Annotated in this window: 14 protein-coding genes and 1 tRNA gene; 2 read left to right on the forward strand and 13 right to left on the reverse strand. The window is 72.3% G+C overall.

Annotated elements, in window-relative coordinates; genetic code table 11:
* Nucleotides 1-114 precede the first annotated feature (114 nt).
* The 7 genes from JO379_RS11495 to JO379_RS11525 all read right to left on the reverse strand — a co-directional run bounded on the left by JO379_RS11495 (nucleotide 115) and on the right by JO379_RS11525 (nucleotide 4,379).
* Nucleotides 115-187 (reverse strand) — tRNA-Ala (locus JO379_RS11495).
* A gap of 126 nt (nucleotides 188-313) precedes the next feature.
* Complete coding sequence (locus JO379_RS11500; protein WP_130877704.1) at nucleotides 314-991, reverse strand: histidine phosphatase family protein; 678 nt, start codon at nucleotides 989-991, stop codon at nucleotides 314-316.
* Nucleotides 988-1,428 (reverse strand): ribosome silencing factor, encoded by a 441-nt coding sequence (rsfS, locus tag JO379_RS11505; protein WP_130877705.1) that lies wholly within the window; start codon nucleotides 1,426-1,428, stop codon nucleotides 988-990. The genes JO379_RS11500 and rsfS overlap by 4 nt, the downstream gene beginning before the upstream one ends.
* Nucleotides 1,429-1,549: 121 nt before the next feature.
* On the reverse strand, nucleotides 1,550-3,229 hold the full coding sequence (locus JO379_RS11510) for an LCP family protein (protein WP_209514851.1): 1,680 nt from the start codon (nucleotides 3,227-3,229) through the stop codon (nucleotides 1,550-1,552).
* 41 nt (nucleotides 3,230-3,270) lie between these two features.
* Nucleotides 3,271-3,882 (reverse strand): nicotinate-nucleotide adenylyltransferase, encoded by a 612-nt coding sequence (nadD, locus tag JO379_RS11515; RefSeq protein ID WP_130877707.1) that lies wholly within the window; start codon nucleotides 3,880-3,882, stop codon nucleotides 3,271-3,273.
* A 55-nt stretch (nucleotides 3,883-3,937) separates the two neighbouring features.
* Nucleotides 3,938-4,099, reverse strand: coding sequence for a hypothetical protein (locus tag JO379_RS11520; RefSeq protein WP_184729837.1), 162 nt, complete (start codon nucleotides 4,097-4,099; stop codon nucleotides 3,938-3,940).
* Between the two features lie 109 nt (nucleotides 4,100-4,208).
* Nucleotides 4,209-4,379: a hypothetical protein gene (locus JO379_RS11525; protein ID WP_165451509.1), complete on the reverse strand. Its 171-nt coding sequence runs from the start codon at nucleotides 4,377-4,379 to the stop codon at nucleotides 4,209-4,211.
* A gap of 91 nt (nucleotides 4,380-4,470) precedes the next feature.
* Here JO379_RS11525 and JO379_RS11530 point away from each other — a divergent pair, with 91 nt between their 5' ends.
* Nucleotides 4,471-5,622 carry a M48 family metallopeptidase gene (locus tag JO379_RS11530; RefSeq protein WP_242626029.1) on the forward strand — a complete coding sequence of 384 codons (1,152 nt, stop codon included), beginning with the start codon at nucleotides 4,471-4,473 and terminating at the stop codon, nucleotides 5,620-5,622.
* A gap of 197 nt (nucleotides 5,623-5,819) precedes the next feature.
* On the opposite strand, the gene JO379_RS11535 is transcribed toward JO379_RS11530, so the two are convergent.
* The 5 genes from JO379_RS11535 to proB all read right to left on the reverse strand — a co-directional run bounded on the left by JO379_RS11535 (nucleotide 5,820) and on the right by proB (nucleotide 11,235).
* On the reverse strand, nucleotides 5,820-6,932 hold the full coding sequence (locus JO379_RS11535; protein ID WP_209514852.1) for an SCO2583 family membrane protein: 1,113 nt from the start codon (nucleotides 6,930-6,932) through the stop codon (nucleotides 5,820-5,822).
* A 164-nt stretch (nucleotides 6,933-7,096) separates the two neighbouring features.
* On the reverse strand, nucleotides 7,097-7,759 hold the full coding sequence (locus JO379_RS11540) for an SCO2584 family spore wall biosynthesis protein (RefSeq protein ID WP_130877709.1): 663 nt from the start codon (nucleotides 7,757-7,759) through the stop codon (nucleotides 7,097-7,099).
* Between the two features lie 50 nt (nucleotides 7,760-7,809).
* The gene (locus tag JO379_RS11545; RefSeq protein ID WP_130877876.1) at nucleotides 7,810-9,096 is read right to left on the reverse strand and encodes a glutamate-5-semialdehyde dehydrogenase; all 1,287 of its coding nucleotides are present in this window, start codon (nucleotides 9,094-9,096) and stop codon (nucleotides 7,810-7,812) included.
* Nucleotides 9,097-9,299: 203 nt separating this feature from the next.
* Nucleotides 9,300-9,785: a DUF8830 family protein gene (locus tag JO379_RS11550; RefSeq protein ID WP_130877710.1), complete on the reverse strand. Its 486-nt coding sequence runs from the start codon at nucleotides 9,783-9,785 to the stop codon at nucleotides 9,300-9,302.
* Between the two features lie 370 nt (nucleotides 9,786-10,155).
* The gene (gene proB, locus JO379_RS11555) at nucleotides 10,156-11,235 is read right to left on the reverse strand and encodes a glutamate 5-kinase (RefSeq protein ID WP_242626054.1); all 1,080 of its coding nucleotides are present in this window, start codon (nucleotides 11,233-11,235) and stop codon (nucleotides 10,156-10,158) included.
* A gap of 304 nt (nucleotides 11,236-11,539) precedes the next feature.
* Here proB and JO379_RS11560 point away from each other — a divergent pair, with 304 nt between their 5' ends.
* Nucleotides 11,540-13,603, forward strand: coding sequence for a hypothetical protein (locus JO379_RS11560; protein ID WP_209514854.1), 2,064 nt, complete (start codon nucleotides 11,540-11,542; stop codon nucleotides 13,601-13,603).
* 112 nt (nucleotides 13,604-13,715) lie between these two features.
* Here the strand turns inward: JO379_RS11560 and obgE are convergent, their stop codons facing one another.
* On the reverse strand, nucleotides 13,716-15,152 hold the full coding sequence (gene obgE / locus JO379_RS11565; RefSeq protein ID WP_130877713.1) for a GTPase ObgE: 1,437 nt from the start codon (nucleotides 15,150-15,152) through the stop codon (nucleotides 13,716-13,718).
* Nucleotides 15,153-15,168 lie beyond the last annotated feature (16 nt).

The following is a 15,168-nucleotide window of genomic DNA, read 5'->3' on the forward strand; positions in this document are numbered from 1 at the left end:
TTCCCTCCCCTTCGGCCCCGTCCGCACCCGGCCGTCCGATTCTGCCATGGGAACGTGCCGCAACAGCAAACAATCCCGCCTCCCTCTGAGAGGGAGACGGGATCGTCCGGATTGTGGAGCTAAGGAGAATTGAACTCCTGACCTCCTGCATGCCATGCAGGCGCTCTACCAACTGAGCTATAGCCCCGCTGTTCTCAGGTCTTCCGGCGTTTCCCCCGGCGTTTCCCGCGAACAAGAAGAACTTTAGCCTGCGACCTGCCCAGATGTGAAATCCGGTCCCGGCAGGCCGCCGGCGTCGGTCCTCCGGACCCGCTCAGACGTCGTCGCCGAGCACCGGCTCGGGGAGCGTGCCGGCGTTGTGCTCCAGCAGACGCCAGCCGCGCGCGCCCTCGCCCAGCACCGACCAGCAGCAGTTGGTGAGGCCGCCGAGCGCCTCCCAGGTCCCCGGCTCCAGGCCGAGCAGCCGTCCGATGGTGGTGCGGATCGTGCCGCCGTGGCTGACCACGACGAGCGTGCCGCCGTCCGGCAGCTTCTCGGCCGCGCCGAGCACGACCGGGGCGGCCCGGTCGGCGACCTCGGTCTCCAGCTCGCCGCCGCCGCGCCGCACGGGCTCGCCGCGCTTCCACGCCGCGTACTGCTCGCCGTAGGCCGCGATGATCTCGTCGTGCGTCAGGCCCTGCCAGGCTCCCGCGTACGTCTCGCGCAGCCCGGCGTCGGAGGCGATCTCCAGGCCCGTGACGGCGGCCAGCTCGGCGGCGGTCGCCGTGGCGCGTCGCAGGTCCGAGGCGACGATGGCGTCCGGCCGCAGCGCGGCCAGCAGCCGGGCGGCCCGGCGCGCCTGGGCGACACCGGTGTCCGTCAGCTCGATGTCCGTGGAGCCCTGGAAGCGGCGCTCCACGTTCCAGGCGGTCTGCCCGTGCCGCCACAGGACGATGCGGCGGCCACGGCCGGCCGGGGCGGGTGCGGTGGTGCCGGTGTCCGCGCCGTTCAGCTCAGCTCACCGTCCAGGTCGGCCGCTGCGGCCTGGCTCTCGGCGTGCTCGGCGGCCTTGCCCCGGGTGGCGACGGCGTCGGCCGGCAGCTCGATCTCGGGGCAGTCCTTCCACAGCCGCTCCAGGGCGTAGAAGACGCGCTCCTCGCTGTGCTGCACGTGGACGACGATGTCGACGTAGTCGAGCAGCACCCAGCGGGCGTCGCGGTCGCCCTCACGGCGGACCGGCTTGGCGCCGAGCTCCTTGTTGAGGTGCTCCTCGATCTCGTCGACGATCGACTTGACCTGGCGGTCGTTGGGGGCGGAGGCGAGCAGGAAGGCGTCGGTGATCGACAGCACGTCGCTGACGTCGTACGCGATGATGTCGTGCGCGAGCTTGTCGGCGGCCGCCTGGGCGGCGGCCTTGATCAGCTCGATGGAGCGGTCCGTGGCGGTCACAAGCCATGCTTTCGATAAAGAGGGTCAGTACCTCTCAAGGGTCTCACGACCCGCCAACCGCTTTCCGGGCCGTTTCGGACGGGCCCGGGGCCCGGTCGCCGAAACGGCCCGGAGCTGCGGCTCAGCCCTTGTAGTCCTTGCCCAGGGTGACGGTGATGTCCGCGTTGGGCGCGCCCGCCGCCTTCTTCACCGCGCCGGCCGGCAGACCCAGCGTCTTGGCGACCTCCTTGGCGTCGGCCGCCCGCTTGTCGTCCGCGTACGTCACCGTCGAGGCGGCGGCGGCCGCGGCCGTGCCGGCGTCGACGTGGGTGTAGCCGCTGTTGACCAGCGTGACCTGGGCGGACTGGGTGGCTGTCTTCCCTCCGGTGGCGTTCTTCACGCTGACCCGGGGCGTCGCGTCCGGGGCGGTGTTGCGGACGGTGCCGCCGAGCACGTTCTTGACCACGCTGTCGGTCGCCTGCGCGCTGAGCGTCCCGTCCTTCTGCACGGGCAGCACGGCCGTGTCGTACGAGCCGTTCTTGGCCTGCTTCGCGAGCTGGGCCAGCGAGGCTCCGAGCTCCTTGACCGACAGGGACGGGTCGGGGATCTGGGCGAGGGAGTCCACCGTGGTGGTGGCGGGGCCGGGGTCGTCGGGCATCTTCTTCAGCACGGCCCGCATGACCTGGCCGAACCGGACCAGCTGCTTGTCCGGGCTCTCGCCGGGCGCGCGGTGGGTCGCGTAGCCGACGGCCATCTGACCGCTGAGGTCCTGCCCCTTGCCCTGGCGGACCAGCGGGCGGTCGCCGGACTTCGCGCCGGGCACGGTGGCGTCGGTGTCGACGACGATGCCGCCGACCAGGTCGACGAGGTTCTCCAGGTAGGGGGTGTCCAGCCGCCAGCTGCCCTTGATGTCGGCGCCGAGCAGGGCGTTCAGGGCGTCCCGGGTGGCGCCGGTGCCCTCGTCCTGCACGGACTTGCCGAGCGTGGTGGAGCCGCCGCCCTCCTTGGAGACGGCCAGCGCGTTCGGCAGCAGGACCGTGGTGCCCTTCTTGGTGGTCTCGTTGTCGACGAGCAGGGCGGTGGAGCTGAGCCCGCCCTTCGTCTGCCGCAGATGCACCACGATCACGTCGCGCTTCTGCCCGCCGCCGCTCGCCGTGGTGCCCTTCTTCGCGTCGGAACCACCGAGCAGGAGGTAGCCGATCCCGCCGCCGAGCGCGAGGACAACCGCGACGACGAGGGCGACGACGCGGTTGCGTCCCTTGCGCTTGCGCTCGTCGCGGCGCTCGGTGCGGCTCTCGCTGAACTTGAGCCAGTCGATGACGTCCTCGGAGTCCTCGTCCGGCTCCTCGATGAAGGAGAACTGCTCGGTGCGGTAGTCCGGCGCCGCCGGGGCGTCGGAGGCGTCCGGGGCCCGCCGCGGCTCCGGCATCGGCACCGGCTCCGGCGCCCGGTGGGCCGGCTCCTCGTGGACGGGGGCACCCGCCTGCCGGGGGATCCACTCCTGCTGCCGGGTCTGCGGCTGTGCGGCCGGGTACGCGTCGTAACTCTGCTGCCCCGTTGCGCCGTACGGGTCATGGCCGTAGCCCTGCTGCTGTCCCTGCGGCCCCGTCGCACCGGCGCCGTACCCGCCGTCGTGCCCGTACTGCTGCCCGTACTCCTGGCTGTCGTGCCCGTACTGCTGCGGGAGCGCCTGGCCGTACTGGTCGTACACGCGCTCCGGGGCGTTCGGCTGGTACACCGGCTGTCCGTAGGCGTCGTAGCCGTACACCTGCGGTTGCTGTGCGTACGGGTCGTGCGCGTACGGGTCCTGTCGGTCGTTCACCAGTGCCCCTCAGTGCCCTGTGGATCCGGGGTCGATCCGGATCAGCCGCTGTGCCGGTAGAGCTTGCGCTTGTCGATGTAGCGCACCACACCGTCGGGCACCAGGTACCAGACCGGCTCGCCCTGCGCCACTCGCGCGCGGCAGTCGGAGGAGGAGATGGCGAGCGCGGGCACCTCGACGAAGGAGACCCGGTCCTCGGGCAGCCCCGGGTTGGCGAGTATGTGGCCGGGCCGGGTGACGCCGATGAAGTGGGCGAGGGAGAACAGCTCGTCCGTGTCCCGCCAGGTCAGGATCTGCGCCAGCGCGTCGGCGCCGGTGATGAAGAACAGGTCCGAGTCGTCATTGAGGGCACGCAGGTCGCGGAGCGTGTCGGTGGTGTACGTCGGGCCACCGCGGTCGATGTCGATCCGGCTCACGGAGAACTGCGGGTTGGACGCGGTGGCGATGACCGTCATCAGATAGCGGTCCTCGGCCGGTGACACCGCCCGGTGACTCTTCTGCCACGGCTGCCCGGTCGGTACGAAGACCACCTCGTCCAGGTGGAACTGCGAAGCCACCTCGCTGGCGGCGACCAGGTGGCCGTGGTGGATCGGGTCGAAGGTCCCGCCCATCACGCCGAGCCGCCGCTTCACGGGCCCTGTCTGCTCTCCCATGCGTGCAGACCCTACTGGGCGCGGCTCGGCGCCGAGCCGCCAGGGACCGGTGGGGTCAGCGGTCGCGGTTGAAGCGGGTGGTGATCCAGAGCAGGAGCAGCAGGATGACCAGGGCGGCGCCACCGGTCATGTACGGGCTGATGCTCTCGTGGGTGTCGACGTGCTCGCCCTCGGAGGCGAGGGTGGCGACGGCGGCGTGGGCGGTGATGAGGTTCATCGTCGGCAGGACCTATCCGGGATGGGATCCGGGGATCGCCGGATCGGGTGGAGACTTCTGCCACATCGTATGCGGGGGCCGTTCGCAACCCCACGCCGACTCCGGCGCGTCAGTCCTTGTTGCCGTAACCACGCAGCAGGAACCAGGCGAGGAGGGCGATGCCCACCACGCCGACGACGATGACCGTGCGCAGCAGCGCGCCCGGGCCCTCGTCACCCTTGGACACGGCGAGCAGCTCGGTGAATCCGGGATGCGTGGCGAAACCATTGATATGCGGCATGTCCCCACGGTAGCCATGCCGGTGCCACGGCCTAAGGTGGGGTCCGGCAAGCCGGGGGACGGGCCATGATCAGCCCATTGAGGGGGTCTCGATGAGTGACAACAGCTCCGACAACAGCTCCGACGACAAGGCCGGCCACGGCGCCGACGGCCGGGCCGAGGGCGGAAAGCGGCTGCCGGGCCGCGAGCGCCGGCGGTTTCCGGACATCTCCTCGCGGGCGTACGAGCACCCGGCGGACCGCTCGGCCCTGGTGGCCCTGCGCAAGCTAAGCGGCTTCGACACCGTCTTCAAGGCGCTCAGCGGGCTGCTGCCCGAGCGCAGTCTGCGGCTGCTGTTCCTGTCGGACTCGGTGCGGGTGAGCGACCAGCAGTTCCAGCATCTGCACGCGATGCTGCTGGACGCCTGCTACATCCTGGACCTGCCCAAGGTCCCGCCGATGTACGTCACCCAGGACCCGCAGCCCAACGCCATGTGCATCGGCCTGGACGAGCCGATCATCGTGGTGACCACGGGCCTCGTCGAGCTGCTCGACGAGGAGGAGATGCGGGCCGTCGTGGGCCACGAGGTGGGCCACGCGCTGTCCGGGCACGCGGTCTACCGGACGATATTGCTCTTCCTGACCAATTTCGCCCTCAAGATCGCCTGGATTCCGCTGGGCAATATCGCGGTGATGGCGATCGTGACGGCGCTGCGCGAGTGGTTCCGCAAGTCGGAGCTGTCGGCGGACCGGGCGGGCCTGCTCGTGGGGCAGGATCTGCGGGCCTCCATGCGCGGCCTGATGAAGATCGCGGGCGGCAACCACCTGCACGAGATGAACGTGGACGCGTTCCTCGCCCAGGCCGAGGAGTACGAGGCGGGCGGCGATCTGCGCGACTCCGTGCTCAAGATCCTCAATGTGCTGCCGCGCACCCATCCCTTCACGACCGTGCGTGCCGCCGAGCTGAAGAAGTGGGCCGAGAGCCGCGACTACCAGCGGATCATGGACGGCCACTACCCGCGCCGCGCGGAGGACAAGGACACCTCGGTGTCCGACTCCTTCCGGGAGTCCGCGAGCCACTACGCCGACACGGTGCGCTCCAGCAAGGACCCGCTGATGGGCCTGGTGCGGGACATCGCGGGCGGGGCGTCCGACCTGGGCGGCCGGCTGCGGGACGCCTTCGGCGGTGGCGGGACCCCGCCCAAGGGCGGGCCCGGCACGCCGGGGAAGGGCCCCGAGGACACGTCCGAGGATCCGCGACCGTAAGCCCTGCCGACGGCGGGCCGTCGGGCCGTCTTGCCGCCTGCGGCGGCGGGCGCCCTGCGGGCGCGGCCTCAAACGCCGGACGGGCTGGATTCGGCTGAGCTCAGCCACAACAAGCCCGCTGGGGGCACCTCCCAGCGGTAGCCGGGGGAGATTGAGGACACCGCCGCGCAGCGGAGGTGCACCTGTCACGACCCAGCTCAGGACGCCTTCGGCAGGCTCGGCTGGGCGCTGGGGGCCATGACGCCGCACAGGGCGGCCGGCTCGCGGCCCGTCGCGTACGGGTCGGTGTCGGCCGGCCGGTCGGTGGCCCGCTGCCCGGCCAGCAGCGGCCGCAGATAGCCGGCGTCGTCGGCCGAGCAGGACTGCGGTCCGGCCTGGACGTGGCTCTGCAGGACCTCCACGTGGTGCCCCTGCAGATCGTCACGGTCGAAGCGGAAGCGCATCTGCCGCCGCACGGTGAACAGCGACGCCCGGTCCTCGCCCTGCCCCGGCTCGCCCGCGTGCTGCCCGCCGCCGGCCCGCACGGCGTGCACGGCGTAGACGAAGGTGTGGTCGGCGGCGACCTCCAGCGTGCCGGGCGTCGTCTCGGTGAGGGAGAACGTGCCCTGGGTCCGCACCGGCACATCGGCGAGCGCGATCTGCGTGGGGTCGAAGCGCACCAGCCAGCCGGTGGCGGCATGCCGGCCGTCGTCGACGGGCTTGGTGAAGCTGCGGTCGAACTGGTCGAGTTGGGACGGGTCGAGCAGCAGCCGGACGCCGCGCTGGGCACCGCCGGTGAGCGTGGCGCGGTCGAGCGCCGACTTCAGCGTGTACTCCTTGGCGGTGGCGAGCGCGGTCATCACCAGGCTCTCGGAGAAGTGCCGGGTGCGCCGGGCGGGCGGCAGATTGATCCCTTCCTCGCCGTCGCGGAACTGCGCCGCCGGGCTGTGGTCGAGCAGCTCCCGTGCCGAGATGCCGCCCGGTACGGGGTCGCGGGGCGCGAGCGGCACGAGCGTGGTGCGCAGCGCCTCGGCCGTCGGCGGCCTGGGCTCCTCGTACGGGTGGCGCAGGCCCATGTAGACGGCGGTGCCGAAGGCCATGGTGATCAGCAGTATCAGGACGAGGACCTGCCGGGAGGCGCCGATGCGCGCCCAGACGTGGCGGCTGCGGACGGGGTGCGCGTGGTCGGCCATCCGCTCCTGCGCGGAGTACTCCTGGAGCCTGGCAGCGCGCACGAAGGACTCGTCGAAGACGACCGATCGGTACTCGTCGTCCCCGCTGCCCGGGGCGCCCTCGGGCGGCCCCTCGGGTGGGTCTCGCGGCCCGTCCATACTCCAAGAGTAGGTCCGCCGGGGCCTTGGTAAACGCCCTGGTACACGACAAGTTCCTCGGATCGTTCGGATCGCCGGGCAGCCGGCGCCCCATGCCTTGGCCCACGCTTCGGCGACCGGTCACCGCCCGCCGGTCGGTCACGGTGGGTGACCGGCCGGAGGCGTCAGCTCCGGCCCGGCGCGGCGGAGGCCACCGGTGGCTCGGAATCGGCGGACACCGAGGGCAACGGGCCGGGCCGCCCGGCCGCCGGAGCGTCCACGCCGGTGGTCGCCGGGGGCGGCGCCGGGTCCCCCCGGTCGCCGGAGGAGGCGCCGCGGTAGACGGCGGCGAAGGCCAGGGCGACCACGCCGATGCCCATCAGCACGGCCAGCAGCCAGGCCACCGGGCGGTGCCAGCGGGCATGGCCGCGATAGGGGCCCCGGGCCGTGCCGTAGCGCCCGTACGGGCCGTAGGCGTCGTCCGGGTCGAGGTCGTGGGCGAGACCGTGCCACTCCCCCGGCCGGGCCGAGGGCTGGCCGGTCGGGGGACGGCCGTCGGGGCCGTGCCCCTCGTAGCCGTCGGGACCCTCGTAGCCCTCGAAGACATCGTCGCGGGGATCGTCGTCGGCGGGGCCGCCGCCCGCCCGGGCCCGGGCGGCGTCGGCCTCGGCGCGCGCCCGCTCGGCGGCGAGCATCCGCTCGGCCGCGGAGGGTTCGTGGACCGCGGCGGACCGCACGAACTCCTCATCGAAGACCACGGAGGCGAACTCATCGTCCGCGCCTCCGTGGCGGTGGCTGTCGGGCTCTTCGCCGTCCGGGAACGGCTTGCCCCCCACATCGTCCGGCACCCGTCCAGATTAGACCCGAACCGCTCAATCCGCGCAGCCGCTACGGGAATTCAGGACGCGACGGGTCCGGCGCCGCCGCGTACATGACCGTCACCCGTGACGATGTACTTGGTCGACGTCAGCTCCGGCAGCCCCATCGGACCCCGGGCGTGCAGCTTCTGCGTGGAGATGCCGATCTCCGCGCCGAAGCCGAACTGGCTGCCGTCCGTGAAGCGGGTCGAGGCGTTGACCGCGACCGTGGTGGAGTCCACCAGCTGGGTGAACCGGCGGGCCGCGGCCTGCGAGGTGGTGACGATCGCCTCGGTGTGGCCGGAGGACCACAACCGGATGTGCCGCACGGCCATGTCGAGGGAGTCCACGACGGCGGCGGCGATGTCGTACGAGAGGTACTCGGTCTCCCAGTCCTCGACGGTCGCGGGCACGACGGTCGCGGGCCCCCCTTCCGCCAGCGCCTGGAAGCGCTCGTCGGCGTGCACGGTCACGCCCGCCTCGGCCAGGGCGGCCACGGCCCGCGGCACGAACCGCTCCGCGATGTCCTGGTGGACGAGCAGCGTCTCGGCGGCGTTGCAGACGCTGGGACGCTGCGCCTTGGAGTTGACGAGGATGTCCACGGCCATGTCGAGGTCGGCCTCGGCGTCGACGTAGACGTGACAGTTGCCGGTGCCGGTCTCGATCACCGGGACCGTGGACTCCTGGACGACCGTACGGATCAGCGACGCGCCGCCGCGCGGGATCAGCACGTCGACCATGCCGCGGGCGCGCATCAGCTCCCGGACGGACTCCCGGCTCTCGCCCGGCACCAGCTGCACGGCGTCGGCCGGCAGCCCGGCACCGCCGACGGCGTCGCGCAGGACCCGCACCAGGGCGGTGTTGGAGGCGTACGCGGAGGACGAGCCGCGCAGCAGGACGGCGTTGCCGGACTTCAGGCACAGGGCCGCGGCGTCCACGGTCACGTTCGGCCGGGCCTCGTAGATGATCCCGACGACACCGAGCGGCACCCGCACCTGGCGCAGGTCGATGCCGTTGGGGAGGGTGGAACCGCGGACGACCTCACCGACCGGGTCGGGCAGGGCCACGACGTCCCGGACGTCCTTGGCGATGGCCCGGACGCGCTCGGGGGTGAGGGTCAGCCGGTCGATGACGGTCTCGCTCGTCCCGGCGGCCCGGGCCTTCTCGACGTCCTCGGCGTTGGCCTCGACGATCTCCCGGGTGCGGACCTCCAGCGCGTCGGCGATCGCCAGCAGCGCCTCGTCCTTCGCCGAGCGCGGCAGTGGCGCCAGATCGGCGGCGGCGGCACGGGCGCGGTAGGCGGCCCGCAGCACCGGGGACTGCGGCATCGGGTCGGCGAGGGGGGAGGGGAAGACACTGCTGCTCATGGCGGCAGCCTAGCCCCGCCGCGCGCGGGAGCCACCTGTATTCCACAGTGCGGGACGCCTCCGGCGGGCTGTGGTGGGTGCACCTCCGCTGCGCGGCAGTGTCCTCAAACGCCGGACAGGCTTGATTCGGCTGAGCTCAGCCACCTCAAGCCCGTCCGGCGCCCCTAGAACGGGTGGACGCCCACCGGGGTGGCCGGCAGCGGGCCGTAGCCCTCCGCGATGCGCTGGTGATAGGTCTCGCGGTCGATGACCTCCAGGCCGACGATCTCCCAGGGAGGCAGCCGGGCGGTCGAGCGGTGCTCGCCCCACAGCCGCAGCGCCACGGCCGCCGCGTCGTGCAGATCACGCGCCTCTTCCCAGTAGCGGATCTCGGCGTGGTCGTTGGCGTAGCGGCTGGTCAGCAGGAAAGGGTGGTCGTGGGCGAGCTGCTCGAGGGCCCGCCGCACCTCCCCCAGCGGTGCCTCGGTCCCCGAGACGCTGAGCGTGACGTGCCACAGCCGGGAAACCTCGCCGCGGTCGCGCACGGTCTCGCCCGCCCCGTCCGGCCCCACGGGCCCCGCCGTCCCGTCCACCGCGTCGCCCGTCCCGACGCTGGTCAGTGTCCGCTCCGCCGTCCCCCGGGGCAGCGCCCCGGGGCGCCCTCGTCTCACCACCGACGGCCTCCTGTTGATCGCTGCTCCGCGCACGCGCGGCGGAGCGGTGTGGTGCCGGTTCCCGCTCTGGGTCCCGCTGTGCCGGTCCGGCTGCCGGTGCTGCCGCCGGTCCTGGTGCCGGCCCGCTGCTCGTCCGCCGGTCCGGTGCTCGTCCGTTTGCTCGTCTGGTTCGCTGTCTGCTGCTGGTGCGGGTGGTGCTCACCGTGTCCGGTGGTGCGGGCCACGTGCTGCCCGCGGGCACCGCCCGTCCGCGACGGCCCCCATGCTCAAAGTTGACCAGTCCGCAGGCGGCCGTGTGGCGGTTTTGCCGAAGGTCTCCATGGAAAGGCTGGACTTACCTCACACTCTCGCCCCGGGATGACGGCCGTCAGGGGCGCAGCACGACCAGATCATCGCGGTGGACGACCTCGCGCTCGTACGCGGGTCCGAGGTCCCGGGCCAGGTCACGGGTGGAGCGGCCGAGCAGCCGGGGGATCTCCCGGGCGTCGAAGTTGACCAGCCCCCGGGCCACGGCCCGCCCCGTAGAGTCCCGCAGCTCCACGGGGTCGCCCGCGGTGAATTCACCCTCGACGGACGCGATGCCCGCCGGGAGCAGCGACGCGCGCCCGTCGACCACGGCCCGCACGGCGCCGTCGTCCAGCGTCAGGGCCCCTCGGGGGGTGGAGGCGTGCGCGAGCCACAGCAGCCGGTCGGCGGAGCGGCGGCCGGTGCGGTGGAAGAACGTGCCGGCCGGCCGGCCGCCGAGGGCGTCGGCGGCCCGGCTGGCGGAGGTGAGGACGACGGGGATGCCGGCGGCGGCCGCGATCCGGGCCGCCTCGACCTTGGTGACCATGCCGCCGGTGCCCACGCCCGCCTTGCCGGCGCTGCCGACGGAGACGCCGTCGAGGTCCTTTTCCCCGGTGACCTCGGCGATCCGTGTGGTGCCGGGGATGCTCGGGTCGCCGTCGTAGAGGGCGTCGACGTCGGAGAGCAGGACGAGCAGGTCGGCCCGGACGAGATGGGCGACGAGGGCGGCCAGGCGGTCGTTGTCACCGAAGCGGATCTCGTCCGTGGCCACGGTGTCGTTCTCGTTGACGACCGGGACGGCGCCCATCGCGAGCAGCTGGTCGAGCGTCCGGTAGGCGTTGCGGTAGTGCGCGCGGCGGCTGGTGTCGTCGGTGGTCAGCAGCACCTGGCCGACGCGGCGGCCGTAGCGCGCGAAGGAGGCGGTGTAGCGGGCGACGAGCAGGCCCTGGCCGACGCTGGCGGCGGCCTGCTGACGGGCCAGGTCGCGGGGGCGCCGCTCCAGGCCGAGGGGGGCGAGACCGGCGGCGATGGCGCCGGAGGAGACCAGCACGATCTCCTTCTCCCCGCCGGCCTTGGCCAGCGTGTCGACCAGCGCGTCAACCCGGTCGGCGTCCAGCCCCCCGCCCGCGGTGGTGAGTGAGGAGGATCCCACCTTGACCACGATCCTGCGGGCCTCCACGACCTCCCGCCGGAGCTCCTGACCGGCCTCCCGGCCGACCGCCCGACCGGCCTCTTGCCGTGTCCCTGCCCCTGTCACGTCCGTACACCCCTGTGATCGCCGCTGGTCCGCCTGCTTCCGGCCCGCAAATCTACCGCCTGAGGAATGTGGTCGTTCGGCCCTATTTTGCGATGATTGCCGTCGGGGAAGATTGCTCCTGGCCCAGCCGCCGTCATACGGTCGGTAGCCGACCGTTGTCCATCGCGGTCTCCCTCACCCCCTAGCCCTCCTGCCAGGAGCCCGCCCAGTGCCTTCTGCCGGATCCGTCTCCCGCCGAGTCGTACAGCTCGCGGCGCTGCTCGCGATGCTGGCGTTCTTCGCCGCTCAGCTCGTGGGCGCCCTGCTGCCCAACGTGCCGCTCTTCATCACCGCCTCGGCGGCGGGCCTCGCGCTCGATCTCTATCTCCAGCACCGAGACCCCGGTCTGCTCTCGCTGCTCGGCAAGGTCCGCTTCGACGTCACCGTGCGTCAGCTGCTGCGCGACATGCTGATCATGGTCGGGCTGCTGCGCGTGCACGGCGACGGCCCGCTGCACGAGTACACCCCGCTGTTCATCGGACTGCTGCTCTTCTACGGCGCCCACTTCGGCTGCCAGGCCGTCGCGATCCTCGTGCGCCGCAGCCGCACCCTGCCGTTCCTGACCCGGAACGTCGACACCTCCGGTCTGCGCCTGTCGGCCGCGCCGCCGCGTCTGCTGGCCCGCCAGCAGGGCCGCCGGCTGCTGCGCTTCGCCGTCCCCGCCACGGCGGGCACGCTGATCACCGCGGGCACCGAGAAGGCCCTGTGGGGCGAGATCGGCGTCGGCATCGCCTTCGCGCTGTCCCTCGGCGGCGCCCTGTACCTGGCCACCTGGCTGCGCCCCAAGAAGCGCATCGCCAACGAGCAGCAGGCCCTGGAGTGGCTGGACGCCTGGCTGACCGGCTACAAGCCCACCGTCGGCATGTACTTCTCCGGCGGCACCAGCTCGGCCTACCAGGCCAACATGTGGCTCTCGACCCTCGCCGAGCTGGACGGCAACCCCGTCATCGTGCTCCGCGAGCGCTTCATGGTGCAGAAGATCGACGCCACCGACGTGCCGATCGTGTGCATCCCCAAGGTCGTGCACCTGATGGCCCTGGAGAAGTCGTCGCTGAAGATGCTGCTGCACCCGGCGAACTCCGGCAAGACCTCGCAGGTCCTGCGCATGCCGTCGATCAAGCACGCCTTCACCAACCACGGCGAGAGCGACAAGCTCTCCAGCTGCAACCCGTACTCCAAGGCGTACGACGAGATCTGGGTCGCCGGCCCCGCCGCCCGCGAGCGCTACCAGCTCGCCGACATCGGCGTCGACGACCGTGACGTCGTCGAGGTCGGCCGCCCGCAGCTCGCGCCGATCCAGCCGTACACCGCGCCGCGCGGCAAGGCCGCCGCCGAGGGCTTCACCACCGTGCTGTACGCCCCGACCTGGGAAGGCTGGGACGGCCAGCCCGGCAACACCTCGGTGATGCTGGCCGGCGAGAACATCGTCCGCGAGCTGCTCGCCGACCCCAAGGTCCGGCTGCTCTACAAGCCGCACCCGATGACCGGCTCCGTCGACCCGCGCGCGGGCCGTGCCAACGAGCGCATCCAGGCCATGATCCGCGAGGCCAACGCCCGCCGCAGCGGTCCCCGCCCCGGACCCGAGGCGGCCGCCGAGCTGGCGCGCCGCACGGTCGAGCTGGAGCGGCTCACCACGAGCACCTTCCGCCCCAGCGCGGACGAGGTCGAGCGGATGCTCCTCCAGGGCACTCCGGAGAAGGGCCGCGCGGCGACCGTGGCGGACGCCACCGCCGCCTGGGAAGCGGCGTACTGGGACTCGCTGCCGGTCTGGGAGCACCAGATCATCACGGCCGCCCGGCCCGCCCTCTACACCTGCTTCAACGAGTCCGACCTGCTGATCAGCGATGTCTCCAGCGTGGTCTCGGACTACCTGATCAGTGAGAAGCCGTACGCGGTGGCCAACACCAGCGGCATGACCGAGGAGGAGTTCCGCGCGGGCTTCCCGACGGTCAGCGCGGCCACGATCCTCAGCCCCGAGGCGGAAGGCGTCCGGGCGCTGCTCGCGGCCGTCCGCGCCCCCGGCCAGGACGCCCTCGCGGCGGCCCGTGCGGAGCTGAAGGTCGAACTGCTCGGCCCGTCCGACCCGCCGTCGCTGGTCCGCTTCAACCAGGCGTCCCTCGCTCTCTGCGCGAAGGCCGACGAGCGCCGCGCCCGGATGGAGGCCCGCATGGCCGCCGAGATCCCGGCCCAGCGCGAGACGCTCGCCGCGGGGCCGGCGGTCGGGGCGGTCTGAGCCGCCCGTACAGCGCATGGGGAAGGCCCCGGGAGGAAATCCTCCCGGGGCCTTCCCCATGCGCTCAGCGGGGCGGTACAGGCCGTTCGGGCCGGCCCGTACCGCCGACCGGCTAGAACGGCTTGAACTTCTCGAACTCCGTGTCCGCCTCGTCCCGCTCCGCGTCGCGGTCGCGACGGCGGACGGCGGCCGGACGGGGGGCGTCCAGACGGTGGTCCTCGCCACGGCGGCCCAGCATCTCCGCACCGGCGGCCATCGACGGCTCCCAGTCGAAGACGACCGCGTTCTCCTCGCTGCCGATGGCGACGCCGTCACCGGACCGGGCACCGGCCTTGAGCAGCGCGTCCTCGACACCGAGACGGTTGAGCCGGTCGGCCAGGTAGCCGACGGCCTCGTCGTTGTTGAAGTCGGTCTGCTTGACCCAGCGCTCCGGCTTCTCGCCGCGCACGCGGTACAGGCCGTCGTCCCCCAGGGTGACGGTGAAGCCGGCGTCGTCCACGGCCTTCGGGCGGATGACGATACGGGTCGCCTCCTCCTTCGGCTTCGCGGCGCGCGCCGCGCCGATGATGCCGGCCAGCGCGAAGGAGAGCTCCTTCAGACCCGTGCGGGCGACGGCGGACACCTCGAAGACCTGGTAGCCGCGGGCCTCCAGATCCGGGCGGATCATGTCGGCGAGGTCCTGGCCGTCCGGGATGTCGATCTTGTTGAGAACGACGATGCGCGGCCGGTCGTCCAGGCCGCCGTACTGCTTCAGCTCGGCCTCGATGACGTCCAGGTCCGAGACCGGGTCACGGTCGGACTCCAGGGTCGCCGTGTCCAGGACGTGCACGAGCACCGAGCAGCGCTCGACGTGCCGCAGGAACTCCAGGCCGAGGCCCTTGCCCTGGCTGGCGCCCGGGATCAGACCGGGGACGTCCGCGATGGTGTAGACGGTCGAACCGGCCGTCACCACGCCCAGGTTCGGGACCAGCGTCGTGAACGGATAGTCCGCGATCTTCGGCTTGGCGGCGGAGAGCACCGAGATCAGCGAGGACTTGCCCGCGCTCGGGTAGCCGACCAGCGCCACGTCGGCGACGGTCTTGAGCTCCATGACGATGTCGCGGAACTCGCCGGGCTCGCCGAGCAGCGCGAAGCCGGGGGCCTTGCGGCGGGCCGAGGCCAGCGCCGCGTTGCCGAGGCCGCCGCGGCCGCCCTGGCCGGCGATGAAGGTGGTGCCCTGGCCGACGAGGTCGGCGAGGACGTTGCCCTGCTTGTCCAGGACGACGGTGCCGTCCGGCACGGGCAGGATCAGGTCCTGGCCGTCCTTGCCGGAGCGGTTGTCACCGGCACCGGGCGCGCCGTTGCCGGCCTTGCGGTGCGGGCTGTGGTGGTAGTCGAGGAGCGTGGTGACCGACTGGTCGACGACCAGGATCACATCGCCGCCACGGCCGCCGTTGCCGCCGTCCGGGCCGCCCAGCGGCTTGAACTTCTCACGGTGAACGGAGGCGCAGCCATGGCCTCCGTTACCCGCGGCGACATGCAGCTCGACGCGGTCCACGAAGGTGGTCATTGCGGTGCCTCCAGAT

The sequence above is a fragment of the Streptomyces syringium genome, assembly GCF_017876625.1.
GTDB classification, from domain to species: domain Bacteria; phylum Actinomycetota; class Actinomycetes; order Streptomycetales; family Streptomycetaceae; genus Streptomyces; species Streptomyces syringius.